General features: G+C 38.5%; 24 protein-coding genes and 1 other annotated feature. Of the genes, 5 read left to right on the forward strand and 19 right to left on the reverse strand.

Annotated features, from left to right (window positions below; all coding sequences use genetic code 11):
* Positions 1 to 2: 2 nt before the first annotated feature.
* From ytpR to D3873_RS08230, 5 genes are read right to left on the reverse strand one after another with little or no spacing between them, the layout of a single operon-like run.
* The gene (ytpR, locus tag D3873_RS08210) at positions 3 to 605 is read right to left on the reverse strand and encodes a YtpR family tRNA-binding protein (RefSeq protein ID WP_119883616.1); all 603 of its coding nucleotides are present in this window, start codon (positions 603 to 605) and stop codon (positions 3 to 5) included.
* Positions 602 to 1,414, reverse strand: coding sequence for a DUF1444 family protein (locus tag D3873_RS08215; protein WP_119883617.1), 813 nt, complete (start codon positions 1,412 to 1,414; stop codon positions 602 to 604). The genes ytpR and D3873_RS08215 overlap by 4 nt, the downstream gene beginning before the upstream one ends.
* Positions 1,415 to 1,470: 56 nt before the next feature.
* On the reverse strand, positions 1,471 to 1,782 hold the full coding sequence (locus tag D3873_RS08220) for a thioredoxin family protein (protein WP_119883618.1): 312 nt from the start codon (positions 1,780 to 1,782) through the stop codon (positions 1,471 to 1,473).
* Positions 1,783 to 1,794: 12 nt separating this feature from the next.
* Entirely contained in the window at positions 1,795 to 2,304 is a 510-nt protein-coding gene (locus D3873_RS08225) for a hypothetical protein (protein ID WP_119883619.1), read from the reverse strand.
* A 23-nt stretch (positions 2,305 to 2,327) separates the two neighbouring features.
* Complete coding sequence (locus D3873_RS08230; protein WP_119883620.1) at positions 2,328 to 3,401, reverse strand: M42 family metallopeptidase; 1,074 nt, start codon at positions 3,399 to 3,401, stop codon at positions 2,328 to 2,330.
* An 89-nt stretch (positions 3,402 to 3,490) separates the two neighbouring features.
* On the opposite strand from D3873_RS08230, the gene D3873_RS08235 reads away from it, so the two are divergent.
* Positions 3,491 to 3,805 carry a hypothetical protein gene (locus D3873_RS08235; protein WP_119883621.1) on the forward strand — a complete coding sequence of 105 codons (315 nt, stop codon included), beginning with the start codon at positions 3,491 to 3,493 and terminating at the stop codon, positions 3,803 to 3,805.
* A gap of 94 nt (positions 3,806 to 3,899) precedes the next feature.
* On the opposite strand, the gene D3873_RS08240 is transcribed toward D3873_RS08235, so the two are convergent.
* From D3873_RS08240 to pepV, 6 genes are read right to left on the reverse strand one after another with little or no spacing between them, the layout of a single operon-like run.
* Positions 3,900 to 4,751 carry a YtnP family quorum-quenching lactonase gene (locus tag D3873_RS08240; RefSeq protein WP_238473760.1) on the reverse strand — a complete coding sequence of 284 codons (852 nt, stop codon included), beginning with the start codon at positions 4,749 to 4,751 and terminating at the stop codon, positions 3,900 to 3,902.
* Positions 4,752 to 4,766: 15 nt separating this feature from the next.
* Positions 4,767 to 5,411, reverse strand: coding sequence for a tRNA (guanosine(46)-N7)-methyltransferase TrmB (gene trmB, locus D3873_RS08245; protein WP_119883622.1), 645 nt, complete (start codon positions 5,409 to 5,411; stop codon positions 4,767 to 4,769).
* 59 nt (positions 5,412 to 5,470) lie between these two features.
* Complete coding sequence (locus D3873_RS08250) at positions 5,471 to 6,403, reverse strand: diacylglycerol/lipid kinase family protein (protein WP_119883623.1); 933 nt, start codon at positions 6,401 to 6,403, stop codon at positions 5,471 to 5,473.
* On the reverse strand, positions 6,400 to 7,356 hold the full coding sequence (locus tag D3873_RS08255; RefSeq protein WP_119883624.1) for an NERD domain-containing protein: 957 nt from the start codon (positions 7,354 to 7,356) through the stop codon (positions 6,400 to 6,402). The genes D3873_RS08250 and D3873_RS08255 overlap by 4 nt, the downstream gene beginning before the upstream one ends.
* A gap of 11 nt (positions 7,357 to 7,367) precedes the next feature.
* On the reverse strand, positions 7,368 to 8,231 hold the full coding sequence (gene dat, locus D3873_RS08260) for a D-amino-acid transaminase (protein WP_119883625.1): 864 nt from the start codon (positions 8,229 to 8,231) through the stop codon (positions 7,368 to 7,370).
* 19 nt (positions 8,232 to 8,250) lie between these two features.
* A complete protein-coding gene (gene pepV / locus D3873_RS08265) occupies positions 8,251 to 9,627 on the reverse strand; it encodes a dipeptidase PepV (RefSeq protein WP_119883626.1) in 1,377 nt (458 codons plus the stop codon).
* 150 nt (positions 9,628 to 9,777) lie between these two features.
* On the opposite strand from pepV, the gene D3873_RS08270 reads away from it, so the two are divergent.
* Positions 9,778 to 9,999 (forward strand): DeoR family transcriptional regulator, encoded by a 222-nt coding sequence (locus tag D3873_RS08270; protein WP_119883627.1) that lies wholly within the window; start codon positions 9,778 to 9,780, stop codon positions 9,997 to 9,999.
* Between the two features lie 175 nt (positions 10,000 to 10,174).
* On the opposite strand, the gene D3873_RS08275 is transcribed toward D3873_RS08270, so the two are convergent.
* The 3 genes from D3873_RS08275 to D3873_RS08285 all read right to left on the reverse strand — a co-directional run bounded on the left by D3873_RS08275 (position 10,175) and on the right by D3873_RS08285 (position 13,034).
* Positions 10,175 to 10,408 (reverse strand): hypothetical protein, encoded by a 234-nt coding sequence (locus D3873_RS08275; RefSeq protein WP_119883628.1) that lies wholly within the window; start codon positions 10,406 to 10,408, stop codon positions 10,175 to 10,177.
* A 280-nt stretch (positions 10,409 to 10,688) separates the two neighbouring features.
* A complete protein-coding gene (locus D3873_RS08280) occupies positions 10,689 to 11,414 on the reverse strand; it encodes a pseudouridine synthase (protein ID WP_119884511.1) in 726 nt (241 codons plus the stop codon).
* A 6-nt stretch (positions 11,415 to 11,420) separates the two neighbouring features.
* Positions 11,421 to 13,034 (reverse strand): putative polysaccharide biosynthesis protein, encoded by a 1,614-nt coding sequence (locus D3873_RS08285; protein ID WP_119883629.1) that lies wholly within the window; start codon positions 13,032 to 13,034, stop codon positions 11,421 to 11,423.
* 109 nt (positions 13,035 to 13,143) lie between these two features.
* On the opposite strand from D3873_RS08285, the gene D3873_RS08290 reads away from it, so the two are divergent.
* The 3 genes from D3873_RS08290 (at position 13,144) to D3873_RS08300 (ending at position 15,762) form a co-directional block, all read left to right on the forward strand.
* Positions 13,144 to 14,412 carry a BaiN/RdsA family NAD(P)/FAD-dependent oxidoreductase gene (locus D3873_RS08290; protein WP_119883630.1) on the forward strand — a complete coding sequence of 423 codons (1,269 nt, stop codon included), beginning with the start codon at positions 13,144 to 13,146 and terminating at the stop codon, positions 14,410 to 14,412.
* 190 nt (positions 14,413 to 14,602) lie between these two features.
* Complete coding sequence (locus tag D3873_RS08295) at positions 14,603 to 14,893, forward strand: hypothetical protein (protein WP_119882409.1); 291 nt, start codon at positions 14,603 to 14,605, stop codon at positions 14,891 to 14,893.
* A complete protein-coding gene (locus tag D3873_RS08300) occupies positions 14,890 to 15,762 on the forward strand; it encodes an IS3 family transposase (RefSeq protein WP_162920106.1) in 873 nt (290 codons plus the stop codon). Before D3873_RS08295 ends, D3873_RS08300 begins: the two co-directional genes overlap by 4 nt.
* 355 nt (positions 15,763 to 16,117) lie before the next feature.
* On the opposite strand, the gene D3873_RS13385 is transcribed toward D3873_RS08300, so the two are convergent.
* The 5 genes from D3873_RS13385 to D3873_RS08320 form a co-directional block, all read right to left on the reverse strand.
* The gene (locus D3873_RS13385) at positions 16,118 to 16,288 is read right to left on the reverse strand and encodes a hypothetical protein (RefSeq protein ID WP_162920169.1); all 171 of its coding nucleotides are present in this window, start codon (positions 16,286 to 16,288) and stop codon (positions 16,118 to 16,120) included.
* Positions 16,285 to 18,702 (reverse strand): leucine--tRNA ligase, encoded by a 2,418-nt coding sequence (gene leuS, locus D3873_RS08305; RefSeq protein ID WP_119883631.1) that lies wholly within the window; start codon positions 18,700 to 18,702, stop codon positions 16,285 to 16,287. The genes D3873_RS13385 and leuS overlap by 4 nt, the downstream gene beginning before the upstream one ends.
* A 50-nt stretch (positions 18,703 to 18,752) precedes the next feature.
* Positions 18,753 to 18,971, reverse strand: a binding site (T-box leader).
* 45 nt (positions 18,972 to 19,016) lie between these two features.
* Positions 19,017 to 19,784, reverse strand: a complete 768-nt coding sequence (locus D3873_RS08310) for a 3-hydroxybutyrate dehydrogenase (RefSeq protein ID WP_119883632.1) — start codon at positions 19,782 to 19,784, stop codon at positions 19,017 to 19,019.
* A 55-nt stretch (positions 19,785 to 19,839) separates the two neighbouring features.
* Entirely contained in the window at positions 19,840 to 21,177 is a 1,338-nt protein-coding gene (locus D3873_RS08315) for a GntP family permease (RefSeq protein WP_119883633.1), read from the reverse strand.
* Between the two features lie 27 nt (positions 21,178 to 21,204).
* Entirely contained in the window at positions 21,205 to 21,858 is a 654-nt protein-coding gene (locus D3873_RS08320; RefSeq protein ID WP_119883634.1) for a 3-oxoacid CoA-transferase subunit B, read from the reverse strand.
* Positions 21,859 to 21,878 lie beyond the last annotated feature (20 nt).

A 21,878-nucleotide genomic window follows, 5' to 3' on the forward strand; every position in this document is an offset into this window, starting at 1 on the left:
TGTTACATAAATTTCGAACCAATTTCTGCATTTTCTTCTAATACAAGAATACCTTTTTCTTGTGGAGCATTTGGAAGATTTAACTCTTTAGCGGAGCAGATCATTCCTGCGGAAGCTAATCCTCGTAGTTCTGAGTCTTTTATGTGCATCCCAGATGGCATAACCGCTCCTACTTTAGCTACAACAACTTTTTGTCCAGCAGCGACGTTTGGAGCTCCACATACGATTTGTACCGTTTCTTCTCCTACATCTACTTGACATACACTTAATTTGTCCGCATTTGGATGTGCATCTTTAGATACAATATACCCTACGACAAATTTTGGAGATAAATCTACTTCAAAGGTTAAGGAAACGTTATTTTTGTTTAGCGCTTCTTTCACTGCCGCAATTTTTTCTTCGTTCCATTCGATTGCACCTTGTTCTTCCCAGTGGAAATAGGTACTTGCTTTAAACAAATTAAACCCAAGAATCGTATTTGCTTCATCTTTAATAAGCGTGATATCGCCTTTTGTTTCCGTTATAATTTCTTGCGGTTTTGTATCATTTAGTTGTACTAAAAGTACATCTCCAATTCCGTTGTTGTTGTAAAACGCTTGTGTCATTTGTCTTTCTCCTTATCTGGTTTCGTTTTGGCTAAGATAAAGATCGGTTCGAGTTCTCCATTTTCATATACAAATGAGAGAGATGTGATAGGAACTTTTCCAGTGGTGAAAAAGTGCATTGTCATTTGCGCTAAAATATCGTAACCCATCTCATTTCGAATATCTCCAATGATCAGCACATCTTGATGAGGGACGGATAGGGTCATATCACCTTGTATTTGAATGGACATATCTTCTAAAAACTTCTCATTTAGTAATCGACTAGCATCATAACCATCGTTGTGATTTAAGAAATAAAAAACATTATCTGAAACGATATCCATTTTAGTGTCTACAGGAAGCTTCTTTACTTGAAATCTTGCCGATTCTTTCACTTGATCATTTGACCATCCTAATTGTTTTACCATTTCAACATCTAACAATCGATACGTATTTCCTAAGTCTAATGCATAAAAAATGCGCGTCTCGGCTGTATGCTCTTCGGTGAGAAATTCTTGATTTCCTTTGGATACCTTTGGAAAGGAAGTAGAGCGAATGATGGGATAAACTTGGTCTAGTGACGCTTGAATTCCTTTTTGCTCTTTTTCCATAGCTAGAAACGTTTGTTCGACTAAATAGACAACTTCATCAATCGCTTTATCGGCGTTTAATTCGTATTTCGCTATTAACGAACCAATGGAAATAGTTATGCCTTTTTTAAGCGTCCGTCTGGTTATTTTAAGGCTATTTTGTTCGCGGTTATAATCATACTCCCAAGTAGATTCGGGAAGTTTTGTTTTAAGCATTTCGATTAATTCTAGAGGTTTCATGACGGCCTCCTTTCATAGTAAAACGGCATTCCTGAAATGGAATACCGCTCACGCCGTTATAAAGTGTGTAAAAACTGTTCAATTTCTTCTTTTGTTTTTCGTTCTTTACTAACAAATCTACCTACTTCATTACCATTTTTGAAGGCAACAAAACTTGGTATCCCAAAAATATCCATTCCAACACATACATCGATAAATTTGTCTCGATCAATCGTAACAAACGTTATTTCTGGATGTTCGTTTTCAATGGTTGGTAATATGGGGTCTAAAAATCTGCAATCAGGACACCAGTCTGCTGTAAAATGAAAAACCGTGAAATCACCATTTTTAAAGCCTTGCAGTTGTTCAGTTGTCTCCAACTCCATCATTCTTACCACTCCTTACATTTCCACCGATCGGACAATTTCCATCATAGTACCTATTGATGTTTGAACATCTGATTTGTCACTGATAGTAGTCATTTTCACCCCACCAATACTGACCATAATTTCATATTGGTCTTCCCCGGAAGGCAAAATAGCGACAAACCCAAAATTCCCATTGGACTCAAACGTTTCTTCCGCTACAATGACTTCTTTTTTCTCTGCTTGTAGCAGGTCGTAAAACAAATGACTATCATTTGCTTCGTTCGGATTAATGAATAACACATACGAATCTTGCCCTTGTTTCAAAACGATGTTCGTTTCATCTGATTCTTCTTGTACTAGAAAACCACCAGGAAGATAAAATGAAACGTCATCCACTTTTTCATTCGGATCCTTCGGGGCAGACTCCATTTTATCCTTTGCATCTTGGAATCCATTTTCAGCTTGCTCGTCAATGGATGCTGAACATCCTGATAGGACAAATGCGGCAAATAAGAAAAGTAATGCAGCTATCTTTTTTTGCACGTTAATACCTCCTAGAAATGCCATTATACATTCTGCTTAATTGTTTCTAAAGTTGTACGATCTGCAGTTTGAATTAGTTTTATCAGTAATTCTTTCGCAGCTGCATAATCGTCTGTATGGATAATAGAAGCAGCAGTGTGAATATATCGAGAACAAATTCCAATGACCGCGCTTGGAACACCTTCATTTGCCATGTGTACACGCCCCGCATCAGTTCCGCCTTGAGACATGAAATATTGATACGGAATATTATTTGACTCTGCAGTGTCTAAAACAAATTCACGCATTCCTTTATGTGTAACCATACTGCGATCAAAGATTCGAAGTAGTGTTCCTTTTCCAAGTTGTCCAAATTCATTCTTATCCCCAGACATGTCGTTTGCAGGACTAGCATCTAATGCAAAAAACAAATCAGGTTTAATCATCGTTGCAGAAGCTTGTGCTCCTCTTAAACCTACTTCTTCCATCACGTTTGCACCAGAATAAAGCGTATTTGGCAGCTCTTTTCCATGTAGCTCCTTCAATAATTCAATTGCAAGCCCACAACCATATCGATTATCCCAAGCTTTAGCTAGTATTTTCTTTTCATTCGCCATTGGCTGAAATTCACAAACAGGTACGATTTGATCACCTGGTCGAACGCCGATTCGTTTTACATCTTCTTTATCATCTGCACCAATATCGATCAACATATTGTTAATGTCCATCGGTTTCTTTTTCGCGTCATCACTTAATAAATGCGGCGGAATAGATCCAATCACTCCACGAATAACTCTTGTAGAAGTTACGATGTCGACTTGTTGAGCAAGCAACACTTGGCTCCACCAACCCCCTAGTGGTTGGAATCGTAGCATTCCGTTTTCTGTTATGCCTGAAACCATAAACCCTACTTCATCCATATGTCCAGCAACTAAAATTTTCGGAGCATTTTCAGGGCCTTTTCGTAATCCAAACACTCCACCCAAATTATCTTGTACGATTTCATCCGAATATTTTTCTAATTCTTTACGCATAAAATGACGAACAGCATGTTCATTACCGGGAGTTCCTGGAAGTTCCGTTAATGTCTTAAATAATTGTTTCGTTTCTGTATTCATGGGGAAACGCCTCCTATTTATGTACAAAAGCTACTTGTTTATTGTAGAGTATATGTTAACAAATCTCTAGCATTAAGGAGGAAACTATTTTGAAACTAAGGGATTTTATTGTTGGCTTTGCCACTGGTATAGCAGCTGGCTATTTAATAAAAGAAGTTGCTGATCGCCAAAACCCATTAAAACCAGCAAATATGATTTTATCTTCTGTAAAAGAATCCTTTCGACAAGATGGGCCAATTGATGGCTCTTGGATTTATATGAAACCAGAAGTCTTTCATCAAGAAAATGTAGAATTAGATGTGTATCGTGGTGGAATTTCGAAAGTATCTGAAGGAACACCTGAACATTTCGAATTCCTTGCAGATGCACGTACTGGAACGATTGTTCAAATTGAAAAATCTTAGCATCTCTACTAAATGAATAGCCTAAAAAAGAAAAACGTTAGAAAAGATGGTTCATCCAATAAACGGATGTGATTCCTACCTTTTCTAACGCTTTTTAGTTTGTCCGTTCTACAGCTTCTAAAATTTCTTTCCCATCCGTTGTCCATTTGAGTAAACGATAAAAAGCATCATGATAGAAAGAAAAGTAATAACCATTTGTTAGTGCCTCTTTCATCCATTTTTCTTTCGCAAAAACAGAAGTCATTGGATAATCATCATACGCAAGTACCCACAACGGATTTTGATGAGCATGAGTCGGCATAATGTCAGCCATATGCACGATTTTCTCGTCTCCTTGGCTAAATAATAAAATACTGTGACCGTCACTATGGCCACCTGTATGAATCATTTCAATTCCATCTAACACTTCAAAGCGACCCTCAAATACGGATATTTGATTTACTACAGGCTCCCAATTTTCTTTCCAATACGTGTTTCGCGAACGAATATTAGGATTTTTCATTTCTTCAAACTCGATTTTCGACACAATGATTCTTGCATTAGGAAAAGATGGAACTAAGACTCCATTTTCCCATTTGGACAATCCACATGCGTGATCAAAATGCATATGAGTTAGTAATACATAATCAATATCTTCTGCTAACAATCCGAGAGTGGCTAAAGAATCATCAATAGTAGACTGTTCTGTAACACCATAATTCCGTAATTGTTTGTCAGACATTTTACCATTTCCTACACCAGTATCCACGAGAAGGTTTTTCCCTTGGTATTGAATAAGAATAGGGTCTGTCGGTAATTCAATCTGATTCTTGTCGTTTACCGGATATTTTTTAGACCATAACGCCTTCGGTACAACTCCAAACATTGCACCTCCGTCTAAGTATGTCATTCCGCCTTTTAACCAAGTAAATGTCATCTCATGAAATGTAAATTGATCTAAATGCATCCGAAAAACTCCTTCCTATTTGTTGAATACAGCTTCTAAACGATAAATAGGTTGTCCCAATGCAGAAAACTTTTCTTCGTATTCGGTCGTAATATTGTCTTCTGGCATTTCTGCATGTAAATCAAGGGAGACATATTTTAATCGCATGTTATATTCCGAAATACTGACTAAGGAAAATTCAAATAAGCCACGATTGTCCGTTTTAAAATGAATTTCACCATTTGAAGGTAAAATGGATTCATACAATTTCAGGAAATTCTCATGTGTTAAACGTCTCTTTGCATGTCTCGTTTTTGGCCATGGATCAGAAAAGTTCAAATACACTCTCGCCACATCCATTTTTGCAAAATACTTTTCAAGATGTGCTCCATTCACATTTAATAAGCGTAAATTCGGAGGGGAGCCAGCTTCCAATGCATTTTCCACAGCTGAAACAATCACGCTATCATATAATTCGATTCCAATATAATTTATGTCTGGATTGGCTATTGCCATTCCTGTAATGAACTTCCCTTTACCCGTTCCTACTTCAATGTGTAGAGGTTGGTTCTGAGGAAATAATGTTCCCCACTTCCCTTTCCACTCCTCGGGATTTGGCACAACAATCGTTGGATGAGCCGCGATAAATTCGTCTGCCCATGGTTTGTTACGTAAACGCATCTTAGTACCTACTTTCTTCTTGTTTCAACTATCCATTATGTTCTACCGTTCAGAAAAGGTCAAGATGACATGGTCGTTAAAGATGCTACTGCCCTTGGTTCGATAGAGAAACAATCTTCCTGATGTGGGCGGGTCTTTCCAGCATATTCCCCATCAACATGCCGATAAGTGATGGTATCCGTTGTTAAACCAACTTTACTTGCTTGAAACGTATGTACAGCTTGGAGGTTCGTATGTTTTCCCAAATAGACACTTCCAAAGACAAGGAGTAATTTCCATCGAGAAATGTTCGAAACAATTGTCAATTCTACTAACCCATCTCTCGGATTAGATGTTGGAGATATTTTCATTCCTCCACCGAAAAAAGGTTGATTACTTAATGTTGCTAACCAAACATTTTCGAAGTTTCTGATTTGGCCATCTGCATTTACTTGTAAATGAAATAAAGGAAAATGAAGAAGCGCCTTCACGACAAAAAAAGTATACGCTAATTTCCCTAAGCCAATCTTATTGAGCATTTTTTTCACAGAAGATTTATTGACATGATAAGCAATATACGCATCAAACCCTAGACCAGCGTTATTCGTAAACGTTTCTTTCGAATGATTCGTTTCAAGCCTCCCCAAGTCGAAGAACTCACCTTGAACACCATTCTTAAAAGCCTCATTTAATTCGTCCGCTCGTGAAAAAGTGGGAAAAATTCTACCAAAATCATTCCCAGATCCACCACTTATCGCACTAACAATACAAGATTTATTGTTAGAAAGGGAGACACCTTCTACGATTTCATGAAGTGTCCCATCCCCTCCAACTCCAATAACAAGTTCCGCGCCATTATTTGCACAATTCTTTGCTAATTCGACCGCTTTTCGTGGGCCACTAGTGTAATAATATTCATATTCGAACATTAATCGAGGTTGTATTGCTCCCCATTTCCGCTTTCCTTTTCCATTTCCAGCAGATGGATTAATGATAAATACCCATTTTTTCATTCGTTTTCCTCAATCTCTGACTCCCAACCTACTCGGCTAAAGGAAGTGGTTTGTGTGTGTGCTAATAAAGCTTCCGCAGCTTTCATTTGCATATGCTTTAAAGGAATAGAAATATTTCGCAATTGCATAAACCATTCCTCAAATGAACGCTTATCAATAAGTTTTAATCCGTATGAATTTCCAGGAAAGTCAATGTATCCATTCCGAGATACTATCACTTTTCGTATAGGCAATTCTACTTCATTCGATTGATAGAGCTGTTTTAATACCGATTCCATACGATTTAAGGCAATCATCGGATTTAACACTTTTTGCTCTTGATCGCGCCATTTTTTTGTCCAAAAACGTTCTTCATTAGCGACGAATGCTGCCATGTCTTCCGCTTCTAATAAACAGATACAAAGTGTCTCTGTAGGTGTCAGAAGTACAATTTCCAGTTCCAAAGGGGCTTTCTTTACTTGAATAATCGGACGATAGAAAAGCAACAAATTATCAGGTAGTCGTTGCGTTAACAATCGTAAGAATGTATCTCGAATATATTTATTATCCAAATGTGATTTTTCCATGAGTGTAGAACTCGCCCATTGTAATTGGAAATGAAACAACTGGTCTAAATACATTTTCTTTAACTCATCGATTGTTTTTGGGTGATACGACATATTCACCTGAAAGTCTCCGAGACGATCCTCTAAGCCTGTATGCGAATCACTTTCAAGTTCATCGCTCAAATCAATTTCTGCTTCATCACGTTTAAATAGTCTACTTAGCCAAGAATCCTTTTGTTCTATTTCCGTTTCTTCGTGTACCCATTCAACTAGAGCAACTCCATTTTCCCACTCTTGTTTCATACGATGCCATTGCACTTTTTTCAAGCGAACAAACTGATTCGAATACCTCTTCAAATCTTTTTGATACCGTGACACATAATCTTGTAATTTTATTAACTGCGCCATGTTATAACCCCTTAAATTGTATAAAGTGAAGGTTCATTTAGTGCAATTTTCTCTTCAAACGCGAGCTGTAATTGTCGGGTGATATTCCCTGGACGTCCACTCCCCACGCTATTTCCATCAATTTCTACAATAGGTGTAATTTCTGCTGTAGTGGATGTTAAAAAGAATTCATCCATTGTCGAAAGGTCTTGGAGATCCATCGCTTCTTCTACAAATGGAATTCTTAATCGCTGACAGGACTCTTTTACGACAGAACGTGTAATTCCATTTAAAATATAGTTATCAACTGGATGCGTGTAAACAATGCCATCTTTCACACCATACATATTAGAAGAAGATCCTTCCGTAACTCGGTCCCCCCTGTGTAGAATTGCCTCGAAACAATTTGCTTGAATGGCTTCTTGTTTTGCCATGACATTCCCTAGCAAATTTAAACTTTTTATATCGCATCGTAACCAACGAATATCTTCAATTGTCTTGGCAGCTACTCCCAGTTCAAATTGAGTCAAAGGACGAGCAACTTCTTTTGTGTAAGCAGTTATCACTGCTGGTACACTACTATCTGGATATTGATGTGCACGAGGCGCTGCACCTCTTGTGATTTGCACGTACACCTGGCCAGTCCGTACTTCGTTCATTTCCACCAAATCGTACATTCTTTTATGAAAAACATCCTTTGTAAATGGAACGACGATTCCAATTTTCTCCGCGCTTGCAAAGAAACGGTCTATGTGTTCTTGAGCAGTGAATAACGAGCCTTCATAAACACGGATGACTTCATATATACCATCACCAAATTGATATCCACGATCTTCTATTGAAATCATAATTTCTTCTTCTTTTACATATCGGTCATTCCACATTACCCAATTCACAAATAAAACCATCCTTTTGTTAGTTTTTCGTCGCTAATTCTGCAATAGCATCTGCGTAAATAACTACTGCTTTATATAAGTTCTCTAGATCAACAAATTCATCTATTTGGTGCGCAACATCTTTTTCACCGGGAAATAACATTCCAAAAGCAACACCTTTTTCAAGTACCCGCGCATATGTCCCTCCGCCAATAGATAGTAGTGCTGCTTTTTCCCCTGTCTGTCTTTCATACACTTTTTGGAGTGTTTGAATAAATGGATCTTCCGCAGGGACAAAATGGGGAGGATCATTTGATATAACTGTCACGAGAACTCCGTTTTGTTTCATATCGGCTTGAAACGCTGAAAGTTTGCTTTCAAATGGATATGATACCGAGTATCTCATACTAATTTCAACACTACCACCTGAGGACTTTGTGAATGAAACAACTCCGGGATTAAACGTCGTTTCCCCCGAAGCTTCATCGGAAAAATTTAACTGTAACCGTTTGCCGCGTGAATCACTATAAAAATATGTTGATAACATCGCGATGAACGGACTTTGAATATAAGTAGATAAAAATTTAGCAAGTAATATTGCCGCATTTTTTCCGTCTTCTGGTTCCATTGCGTGTGCAGAAACCCCAGTTAGGGTAATCGTTGTTTGCTGATGTTCCCATCGTAATTCCCCAGTCACTCCATGCACTTTTTGAAACTGAGAAAATTCCTCTTTAGCATTTGTAAGGTCTAGATTCAGTTCAGCTTGAGCAAAGTCCGGCACCATATTTGTTCGTTTACCAGCTTGAAAATGAGTCAATACTTGTTCATCCGTTGGAGCAGTTGTCATTTTCAACGTTGAAATTCCTTTTTCGGAATTTATGATCGGAAAGTCTGCATCAGGTGCAAACGCAATCGTTGGCATTTCTTCCGTTTCAAAATAACGCTTTACACAACGAAATCCACTCTCTTCGTCGCTACCTATGATTAGTCGAACTCGTTTAGTAAATGGGATACCTGCGTCTTTTACTATTTTCATGGCATAATACGCTGCGATAGTAGGGCCTTTATCATCAATGGCTCCCCGTCCATACATTTTGCCATTCGCAATCTCGCCTGAGAATGCTCCATACTTCCAATTACCTGTTGCAGGAACGACATCTACATGTCCTAGTATGCCTAATAACTCTTCTCCTTCTCCTATTTCTAAGTGACCCGCCATATTGGCAATATTTTTGTCTGTAAAACCATCCATTCTTCCTTTTTCCAACATCCATTCCAATGCTTTCTTTGGACCAAGTCCAAATGGTTCTTCTAACGATGTCTTAGTTTCGTCTAACACACTTTCGATTTGTATTAAATTTTGTAAATCTGTTAATAAATTTGTTTTTTCAGCCTCTAAACGTTTTTTCCAATCCATTCTTCGTGACCTCCGTCTCGTAGATATACAGCTATTTTACACTTTTTGTTGCAAAAATATAGATATCTCTTATTAAGTTCGTTATAATCTAATTGTCAGATAATATTGTCACTTGCCAAGAGAATAGAACTAGAAGGAGTGGTTCAGTAATTGAAACACACTACAGATCGAATGCTCACTCGCATCAAAGACGTCTATTTGTACATTCGTGATCATGAAATGGTAACGACGCAAGAGTTAGTCGAAGCGTTCGGGACAACTCCTAGAACGATTCAACGAGACTTAAATGTATTGGTTTTCAATGACCTTATCGACAGTCCGATAAGAGGCAAATGGACAGTGACAGAGAAAAAAGTAAAACTGACATCTTAAATTGTATGGAAAAAGATAGTAGGCCGGATGGAATCATCCAATCTACTATCTTATTTTTTTGTTGCTAAAGTTGAAATGGGATATAGTTTTTCTACTACAACTATATACTTTTCTAGTTTCAATTCGATAGAAATAATAAGTTCTCTTCATTTTTAATTTAGGGATATAAATCGCATTAGTTGGTACAGTAATCTTGAATGTTCGATCTTACATAATTCCCTTTTAGATCCGTATGCCCATTTGAATAGAGCGTCGCATGCAGTTCCTTTCCAGCAGTTGTTTCAAAAATTATACTATCTCCTTCAGCCAATTCCATTTCTTGCGTACCTTCACGTCTACTTTCATTTAATTCTTTCAATACGTTTTCTATTTCCGTCCTATCCGAAATTTCCATTTGTTTTTCTGTCATTCTACATGTAACCGTAACCTTGGCAATATCCTCTACAATAAGTGGCTCGCTTACATTACATGCGGTTAATACTCCAATTCCCCATAGAGCAACGACTAGTAACTCAACATTTTTAATCGTTTTTCCACCTCCTGTATACCAATAAAAATCTTTTAAAGAAAACCTTATTTCAATTGTTTCTCTTAAACTTTCTAAAATCCTTTATTTAATATATAGACATGTGTTGACTTTTCTAAAAAAAAGATCCTAGGTGATTCAGTTGAACCACCTAGGATCTATGTTAAAACGCGATAGGTTGACTATTTCGTAATATCTCGACTTCTTCTTTTGAAAGCTCTCGATAATCTCCAAGTTCTAGTTCAGGATCCAACGATAACTCTCCCATTTGAATTCGTTTTAAGAAGACGACTTTTTTTCCTACAGCTTCGAACATTCTTTTTACTTGATGGAATTTTCCTTCGACAATGATTAACTCTATTTCCGAAATTTCAGCTGCTTGCACTATTGTAAGTTTCGCAGGTTTTGTTTCATATCCATCATCTAAAATTACACCTTTTGCAAATTGATCAATATCTTTCTGCGACACGACGCCTTCTACTTTAGCAAAGTATGTTTTTGGAACATGTTTTTTTGGTGATAGTAGTTGATGGGAAAGCTTACCATCGTTTGTAAGGATAAGTAATCCTTCTGTATCTTTATCGAGTCTTCCGACAGGGAAGACCTCAAAATGCTGTGCTAACGGGTCAAGTAAATCAATTACTGTTTCATCATGCTTGTCTTCAGTCGCTGAAATAACACCCGGAGGTTTATTCATCATGTAATAGACATACTCCGAATAGATAACTTCTTCTCCGTAAACGAGCACTTGATCATTTTCTTCTTGTATTTGCATTCCAACATCTTTTGCAGGCAATCCATTCACAAGTACTTCCCCTGCTTTTACGAGTCCTCTAATTTCTCGACGAGAACCATATCCCATATGAGCTAGCATTTTATCTAACCGAATTGTCATTTATGTCCACCCAAATTTTTTCGTATATTTTGTTAATCTTGCACCAAATAATTTCTGTGCAATTCCGGAACGTAATCCTAAATATGCATAAACAGCTCCACCGATCATCGCAATGATAAATAAGAACAGTAATGCTTCCAGTTTTGTATCAGGTGACCACACGAGCAGAATCAGCTTACGACTTACCCATGCCACTGCAAACAGTGCCACATTCATAAGAGAAATCCAACCAATTCGACGAATAATCAGCTGAGAGTGGTAATTAAGTGTTATTGCCATGACCCAAATATTCATACCAGTAGCAACGGTATACCCAACAATTGTTGCAGCAATAGCACCATTTGTTTCCCATAAATGAATAAACGGTATATTTAACGCAAGCTTTAATAGTAATCCGATAAGTAAGTTCAAAATAATCCACTTCTGCTGATTGATCCCTTGTAAAATTGCAGCAGTTACTGGGAATAAACTAAAGAGTATAGCAACCGGCAAGTAATGAGCTAAAATATCTGAACCAATTTTACTCGGTTCATAGAATACATAATACAATTCCCGAGCTAGAACTGTCATACCGATGACAGCTGGTAAAGTAAGGAACAGTAATAGCTGAAACGTTTGGTCTAACGTACGAGTCAATGATTTGTGCTCATCCGTCGTAAAGTATTTCGTGATCAACGGAATAAGAGCCATAGAAAAACCAGTTGCAAGCATCACAGGAATCATAACAAGTTTATGCGCTTGGAAATTCAGAATTCCTAAGAAGGTATTCGATTTAATCGCATTTACTGAATCGATCATAGCCCGGTTAAACGTTAACAAATCCACAAATTGGAAAAGTGGATTTGCTACGCCTAAAAATACTACTGGGATGGCGTAGGCAATAATTTCTTTATACATATCTTTTAATCCGACATCATGCGATGACTGACTGCCTTCAAGCAACCTATTATATTCTGGTTTCTTTTTCCGCCAAAAGTACGAAAGAATAGCTAGTCCGCCGAGTGCTCCAACAAATGCAGAAAGTACCGCTACTTGGATCGCTACTTTTGGAGAACCATTTAGCAGATTAATAACGACATATGCTCCTACTAACAAAAAAGCAATACGAACGATTTGTTCAATTAACTGAGACACTGCAGTCGGCATCATGTAATGATACCCTTGGAAAAAACCTCTCCATAAGCTCATAAATGGAACGACAATCAAAGCAAAACTGACCCAACGAATAACGTCTCGAACGTCTTCTACTGTAAAAATTTTGTCATCAGGTTTGATAATAATACGCGCTAATGGCTCTGCTAAGAAATAAAGTATTAGAAAAGAGAGAAAACCTGTCACTAACATAGTCAACAATCCAGATTTTAATAATTTTCTTCCTGTTTTATAATCCCCCACTGAATTGTATCTCGAAACAAATTTCGAAAAAGCAATAGGTGCGCCGGAAATAGCAACTGCCAACATTAAGTTATACGGAATATATGCATATTGATACAATGTGGTGTTCTCTTCACCAACCATGGCGTAAAACGGAATAACGTATATAACGCCCAATATTTTAGATAAAAACAGCCCTATCGTTAAGATGGCCGTACCTTTAAGAAAATTCGCTGACATAAGTTCCTACCTGACTAAAATGTAATAGTTTCTTTGCTATTTTACTCTTCTGCATTCGAAAGCTCAAATGGTTTATAATAAAGAAAAAAGTAGAAAGTGTGACACTAGCATGTATGACGTAATAGTAATCGGTGGGGGTCCCTCCGGTTTAATGGCTGCAATTGCAGCGGGAGAAGTGGCAAATAAAGTATTGCTACTTGAAAAAGGAAAAAAATTAGGAAAAAAATTAGCCATTTCCGGTGGTGGTAGGTGTAATGTAACCAATCGATTGCCTCAAGAAGAAATTGTGAAGCACATACCTGGAAATGGACGGTTCTTATATAGCCCGTTCTCCGTATTTAATAATGAAGATATTATCGAATTCTTTGAAGGATTAGGCGTTGCTTTAAAAGAAGAAGATCACGGACGGATGTTTCCCGTTTCCAATCGTGCCCAAGATGTCGTCGATACGTTAATTCGTCAACTTGCAACATTGGGTGTAGAGGTGAAAATGGAAAGTGCCGTTACAAAATTATTAATGGATGACGAAAAAATTACTGGTGTACGCTTGCAATCAGGAGAAGAATTTCGGACAAGAGCGGTCGTTGTTGCTGTTGGTGGGAAGGCAGTACCACAAACGGGTTCCACTGGAGATGGTTATCCTTGGGCTGAAAAAGCAGGTCATACTGTGACTACACTTTTCCCTACGGAAGTTCCATTATTATCGAAAGAACCATTTATCATGTCTCGCGAATTACAAGGACTTGCTTTACGAGATGTTGCTGTATCTGTATTAAACGCAAAAGGAAAAACGTTAGTGACACATCAAATGGACATGCTATTCACTCATTTTGGTTTAAGCGGTCCAGCTATTTTAAGATGTAGTCAATACGTCGTGAAAGAACAACTGAAAACAGGTTCAAAACCAGTTGAGGTAGTAATTGACAGTGTACCTTCCGAAAACCCTGAACAATTATTTCAACGGTTAGTTGGATTAGTAAAGGAAGATTCCAAAAAAGCTGTAAAGAATACGTGGAAAAATATCGTACCCGAACGTTGGCTGCTCTTTTTATTGCCAAGAGCTATCATTGATCCTACAGCTCAAGCAGGAACTATCTCCCATGAAAAAATACGCGAATTCGTGAAATTACTGAAACACTTTACCGTTCGTATATCAGGCTCTCAACCTCTCGACAAAGCATTTGTTACGGGTGGTGGTGTTAGCGTGAAAGAAATTGAACCGAAAACAATGGCCTCTAAGAAGAAAATGGGATTATATTTTTGCGGAGAAATTTTGGATATTCACGGATACACCGGCGGATACAATATCACCTCTGCACTTGTTACAGGAAAAATTGCTGGCATGAGTGCTGCTCAACTTTCAACAACCATAGAATAATCATCAAAACAAATGATATAAACTCGAGTGGGGTTCCTCTTACACTCGAGTTTTTCATTGTCGAAATTCTCCTACGATCGTGTACTATGAACCTAAAGTAGACAGTGTACTATGAACCTAAAGTAGACAGTTTAATTCCGCTCAACTGTTATTCTTTAACTATATTATAAGCATAGGAGCGGTGAAAGTGATGTCTACAAATTACAAACGATATGATTTTACGACAAAAAAGATTGCAGTGGAGCGGTATTTATCTGGTGAGTCTGCTCAAAGTGTTGCAGTCGAGTTAGAAATAAGTAACAGAAGAAGAGTTCAGGATTGGGCTGAATTAGTTCGTACAGCGGGAAGCTTTGAAGTATTACACGGTAAACAAGGAAAAAAACCAAAAACACAGCGAGAGAAATTATATGTACTTGAAATTGAGAAATTGAAAAGAGAGATAGCAGTTTTAAAAAAGAGAATGGATTCAGTGGGGAGGTGAAATATTACGAAGAAAAGTGCTTGTATGTAACGAACTATAAAGGTTTCTTGTCCATTGTAGAGCTTTGTTTAATGGTCGGGATCTCCCGATCCGGTTATTACAAGTGGATGAAAAATTCCCATAAAGAAAGAAAAGCAGAAAAGGATAAAACACTTCTTAACAAGATGTTGAGTATCTACAATACTCATGCAGGTACATTAGGGAATGAACGAATGAAAAATGAATTAGAAAAGGCTGGAATTAAGGTCAGTGTAAAGCGAATTGCGAGAATGCGAAGAGATTATCATATGCCATTAAAAACAAGTCATAATTGGAAACAAAAATCAAAACCACACGCGATAATCGGAAATCTTTTAAACCGTAACTTTAAAGCTAAACGTCCAGGAATTAAACTATGTATTGACATTACTTATCTAGAGGTCGAGAGACCTTATAGACATTTTTTATATCTATGTGCCATTAAAGATTTGTGCCATGGAGAGGTAGTCGCCTACTCGATCAGCGATACGATGACGACATCGATGGTTTTACAAGCAGTTGATCAATTGTTGGAGAAAGGTCTTATGGAAAAGAATGCGATTCTACATAGTGATCAGGGATCGCAATTTACTAGTGCAAGATATTTAAATTACCTTTACCAAAACTCCATAACTCCCTCTATGTCGCGTAGAGGAAACTGTTGGGATAATGCATGCATCGAAAGCTTTTTTGGGAAGCTTAAAGTAGAAATGCCATGTTTTATAATCCCTAAAACAGATGAAGAAATGATAAAGGCAGTTGAAAATTACATCTCTTATTATAACAATGTTCGACCGCAATTAAAATCAAAGAAGACTCCTAAAGAGCTTTTACTAGAAATGGCTTCTTAAGTAGAAAATGCCTAGGGCGGAAATGAGCGGAATTTGAGCGGACTACTTGTCTACTTGACAGGTAGTAGGTCATCGTGAAGGATCGCACATAATTTACGTGAATCGCACCAGTTTTCCCATTAATCGCACATAAGACATGTACCAATTACTAGAAAAAATGATTCGCATACGACAAATAGCCAAACTATCCTATATTTTTGACTATTCTATTCGGTAGATTTCCGTCTTCGCCGAAGAACCATTTATTCTTCTCAAAACTCTTCGAATTATATCCATATGGCTACCATGTAGAAATATAGATAGTCAAAATCCAACCAAAAAACCGTGAACATAACGTCCACGGTTTGAAATACAATTATTCTTTTCCATAAAAAATTGCGACGATTAAAGCAATCACACTAAAGACAAAAATACTAATCGCCATACGTTTGCCCGTGCGATTTATTTCTGGATTACGCAGAATCGTAAATAGTTTCCATCCAAATACTATAACGATAATCCCAACTACAATGTATAACGAGTTCATCCTGCCACCACGATATTCACTAGTTTTCCAGGAATCGCAATTACTTTCTTCACTTCTTTACCACCAATTTGTTCGACCACTTTTTCATCCGCTAATACTTGTGTTTCCAAAGCTTCTTTCGTGATGTCTTTGCTCACAATAATTTTCGTGCGGACTTTTCCATTAATTTGAACGGCCATTTCAACTTCGTTTTCCACTAACTTCGACTCATCAAATGTTGGCCACTGCTCATACGTAATGCTGTCAGAGTGTCCAAGAATACTCCAAAGCTCTTCTGAAACGTGAGGGGCTACTGGAGAAAGCATTTTTACAAATCCTTCGATATATTCTTTCGGCAATACATCCGTTTTGTATGCTTCATTAACAAATACCATCATTTGAGAAATCGCTGTGTTAAATCGAAGCGCATCGTAATCTTCCGACACTTTCTTCACCGTTTGGTGATACACTTTTTCGAGAGTAGAGTCGTCACTTGCCACCACTTTTTCCGAAATACTTCCATCTTCTTTTACGATCAATCGCCATACACGGTCAAGGAATCGGCGAGCACCATCGAGTCCGTTTGTAGACCATGCAATCGATGCATCTAATGGTCCCATGAACATTTCATACAAACGAAGCGTATCTGCCCCATGACTTACGACGATATCATCCGGGTTTACGACGTTCCCTTTTGACTTCGACATTTTTTCATTATTTTCACCTAAAATCATTCCTTGGTTGAACAAACGTTGGAACGGTTCTTTCGTTGGAACAACACCCAAATCGTACAATACTTTGTGCCAGAAACGTGCATACAGTAAATGCAGAACCGCATGCTCTGCTCCGCCAATGTAGACATCTACAGGTAACCAACGTTTTAACAATTCAGGGTCTGCAATTGCGTTTTCATTAGTAGGATCGATGTAGCGAAGGTAATACCAACAACTACCTGCCCACTGTGGCATTGTATTCGTTTCTCGACGTCCTTTTTTGCCCGTTACAGGATCTACCACATTTACCCATTCATCGATGTTTGCAAGTGGAGATTCCCCTGTTCCACTCGGTTTGATTTCTGTTGTTTTTGGAAGCACTAGTGGTAATTCATTTTCAGGCAAAGCAGTCATTGTTCCATCTTCCCAGTGAATAATTGGAATTGGTTCTCCCCAATAACGCTGGCGAGAGAATAACCAGTCACGCAGACGGAACGTTACTTTTTTCTCTCCTACCCCTTTTTCTACTAACCACTCAATTGCCTTCTCGATTGCCGCTTCTTTTTGAAGTCCATTTAAGAAATCTGAGTTAATATGTTCTCCGTCTCCAACATATGCTTCTGTTGAAATGTCGCCACCTGCCACCACTACAACGATTGGCAATGAAAACTGCTGCGCGAATTCGTAGTCTCGCTCATCATGCGCTGGAACGGCCATAATCGCGCCAGTTCCGTAAGTTGCTAGAACATAATCCGCAATCCAAATAGGCATTTTCTCGCCACTTGCAGGATTCAGGGCATATGCACCTGTAAATACTCCCGTTTTAGACTTCGCTAAATCTGTTCGTTCTAGATCGCTTTTTAATTTCACTTCATCTAAGTACTTTGTAACCGCAGCTTGTTGTTCCGCTGTCGTAATTTCATTTACTAATTTATGTTCCGGGGCAAGGACTGCATACGTTGCGCCAAAAATCGTATCCGGACGAGTTGTAAATACCTCAAACGATTGATCCGTGCCTTCCACTTGGAATGCTAATTGAGCTCCTTCTGAGCGACCAATCCAGTTGCGTTGCATGTCTTTTAAGCTTTCTGGCCAATCAAGTTCGTCTAAGTCCTCGAGTAAACGGTCTGCGTATGCTGTAATTTTCAACACCCATTGACGCATCGGACGGCGTTCTACTGGATGTCCTCCACGTTCCGACAGTCCATCAATTACTTCTTCATTCGCAAGAACTGTTCCTAGAGCAGGACACCAGTTAACTGCTACTTCATCTACATACGCTAAGCCCTTTTCGAATAGCTTCGTGAAAATCCATTGCGTCCACTTGTAATAGTGTGGATCTGTTGTGTTCACTTCTCTATCCCAATCATAGGAAAACCCTAATTCTTGGATTTGACGCTTAAACGTTGCAATATTCTGAGCGGTAAACTCCGCAGGATCATTCCCAGTATCTAATGCATACTGTTCGGCAGGTAGTCCAAAGGCATCCCATCCAATTGGGTGCATCACATTATATCCTTGCATGCGCTTGTAACGGCTTAAAATATCTGTTGCTGTATATCCTTCAGGGTGACCGACGTGTAGTCCAGCGCCAGATGGATACGGGAACATATCTAGTGCATAAAATTTTTCTTTTGTGTTGTCATTGATTGTTTTGAATGTTTTGTTCTGCTGCCAATGTTGTTGCCACTTTTTTTCAATCGACTGATGTTCAAAGCTCATTGTCATTCCTCCTAAAAAATAAAAAAACTCCCGTCCAATCGCTAAAATAGCGAAGGGACGAGAGTATGATTAACTTCCCGCGGTACCACCCAAATTGACATCAAAAATGTCCACTTGTTGTTCTTAACGCGAACGCACGTCTGACAGTACTATTATTTCCCATCAGATGACTCCAAGGCGAGTTCGATATCGGTCGCTACTACCTTTCACCATCCGGTAGCTCTCTAAAAGACGATCCGCTATTTACTATTCCTTTTCTTCGTCAAATCGTATTGTTTTTCATTGTAAAGGAAGTGATAGAAAAGCACAAGCTTTTATTGAACGGTATATCCACCGTCTAAAACGACCGCTTGTCCTGTCATTCCTTTTGCCTGTTCACTTGCTAAAAACATGGTTAAATCTGCAATTTCTTTTACATCTAGCAATCTTTTTTGTGGCACTAACGGATAAATAACTTCCTCTAGAACGGATTCTAATGGAACCTTTCTAGTCGTTGCTAAATCCTGCAACTGATTGCGCACGAGCGGTGTATCAACGTATCCAGGACATACTGCATTTACCGTAATGCCCTCAGCTGCTGTCTCAAGTGCTGCAACTTTCGTCAATCCAATAACGCCGTGCTTGGCAGAATTGTAGGCTGCTTTCCCTGCGAATCCTACTAAACCATTAATGGATGCCATATTGATGATACGACCAAAACCATTCTTACGCATATGTTTCAACACGTGCTTTGTTGCAATAAACGGAGCTGTGAGCATAATTTTCACCAATAACTCAAAGCGGTCTGTCGGAAAATCCTCTAACATTGCAACGTGCTGCATACCTGCATTGTTAATTAAAATATCAACCCGTCCAAAAACTTCTACCGTTTTGTCGATGGAATAAATGATTTCCTCTTCACTTGTTACATCACACTTAATCCCTATCGCGTTTTCACCTAATGAAGTTGCGGCTTCTTTTACTTTCTCTTCGTTAATATCCGTTAACACGACTTTTGCTCCGTTTTCATAAAACGCTTGCGCGATTTCAAAGCCTATTCCTTGTGCTGCTCCTGTAATGAGTAACACTTTATTCTCTACCATATGTGTTTCCTCCTCTTAAAAAAACAGCCGCGAAATCTCCGCGGCTGATCATTCGTTAAATTCCAAATCCAAACGAGAATAGGATAATCGCAATTGTTAAACCAATTAATGGTGTCACCACTGTTGTAGCAGCTACAGCCCAATATGCTGCGCTATATTTTTCACCACAGATTGATTGAATAGTCGTTACAACATATCCGTTATGTGGAAGTGAATCTAGCGCTCCAGAAGAGATAGCAACCGTACGGTGTAACGCTTCTGTATTGACGCCTAGGTCAATGTAGTGAGGTGCAAGTAACGGTAATGCAATTGCTTGACCACCTGAAGCGGAACCAGTCATCCCTGCAATCACAGATACTGCAATTGCTGCTCCAATTAATGGAGAACCAGGAATATTTGTCATTGCTTCTACTACATATCCGAACGCTGGAACTGCTTTCGCAACTCCACCGAATCCAACAACTGCAGCTGTATTACCAATAGCAACAATTGCTCCTAAAGTTCCTGCTGATACAGCTTCCCAAGGTGCTTTGAAGTATCTCCAACTTACGATAAATGTTGTAATAATTCCACCTAGTAAAGCAATGATTAACGCAGACGTTTTCAATTCGTCATGGAAAATGAACGAAATGACTAATACAACTATTAATGGAATTGCAGCTAACCAAGGATTCGGTAAAGCACGGCTCTCGTCGAATAAAGGATCTGTTTCGCGAGAGACAAAGCGTTCACCATTATCCACTGCTTTTGAAATAAGACGCTTTAACCACCAATAGCCAAAGACAGCCATAAACACTGCAACTAAAATACTTACTTCCCAACCCGCATACGGAGTTGTCTTTAAGTACTCAATTGGAATCCAGTTTTGAATTTCAGGAGATCCCGCAGAAGTCATCGTAAACGTGACGGAACCTAACCCTAATGCTGCTGGAATGAAACGACGAGGTAAGTCTGCTTGTTTGAATAAAGATAATGCCATTGGATAAACAGAAAATGCTACAACAAACAAACTTACTCCACCGTACGTTAATACAGCACATGCGATAACAATAGCTAAAACAGCATATTTCATTCCTAACTTACTCACGATAGCTTGTGCAACAGCATCTGCTGCTCCACTATCTTCCATCACTTTTCCGAAAATAGCACCAAGTAAAAACATTAAGTACCAAGCTAAAATAAACGATGTAAAACCGGTCATATAGTTTGTGACGAAGTTGGCTTCCCCAGCTTCAACTAATTGCGGAAATAATGGCATTCCGCTCATTAATGCGACAAATAATGCAGATACTGGTCCTACAATTAGAATATTAACCCCTTTTAATGTCAGTATAATTAATAAAGCTAAACCACCAAGTAGCCCTATTAAACTGAAAACCATACTCGTATCCATGAATTCATTTCCCCCATATTAAGTAAATTAATACGTGAGGACGTTCTCTGTATTTAAAGGAGCATCTGTCGCATTTACAACATCCTCAATTGTATATCCTTCAAATACTTCTTTAAGTACTAGACCATCAGGTGTCACTTCAATCATTGCACGCTCTGTAATGATTTTGTTCACGACTCCTTTACCTGTTAAAGGTAACTCACATTGTTTCTTGATTTTCGCTGAGCCGTCTTTTGCAACATGGTCCATGATGACGATAATTTTTTTTGCACCATGAACTAAATCCATTGCACCACCCATTCCTTTAATCATCTTGCCTGGGATCATCCAATTTGCTAAATCGCCTGTCTCGGAAACTTCCATACCACCAAGAATGGCAACATCAACATGTCCACCACGAATCATGGCAAATGATTCCGCGCTAGTGAAAAAAGCGGATCCAGGAATAGTAGAGACGGTTTCTTTCCCAGCATTAATCAAATCTGGATCTACTTCTTCTTTTGTCGGATAAGGTCCGATACCAAGCAGTCCATTTTCTGATTGCAGAACAACCGTTTTGTTAGGAGAAATGTAATTCGCTACTAAAGTCGGCATACCGATACCTAAATTGACATAATTCCCATCTTCAATTTCTTTTTCAGCTCGCATTGCAATACGTTCTCGTACATTTACAGTTTCCATGTGATCTGCTCCCTTCTGTA

Origin of the sequence: Paenisporosarcina cavernae (assembly GCF_003595195.1) — a bacterium.
GTDB lineage: Bacteria > Bacillota > Bacilli > Bacillales_A > Planococcaceae > Paenisporosarcina > Paenisporosarcina cavernae.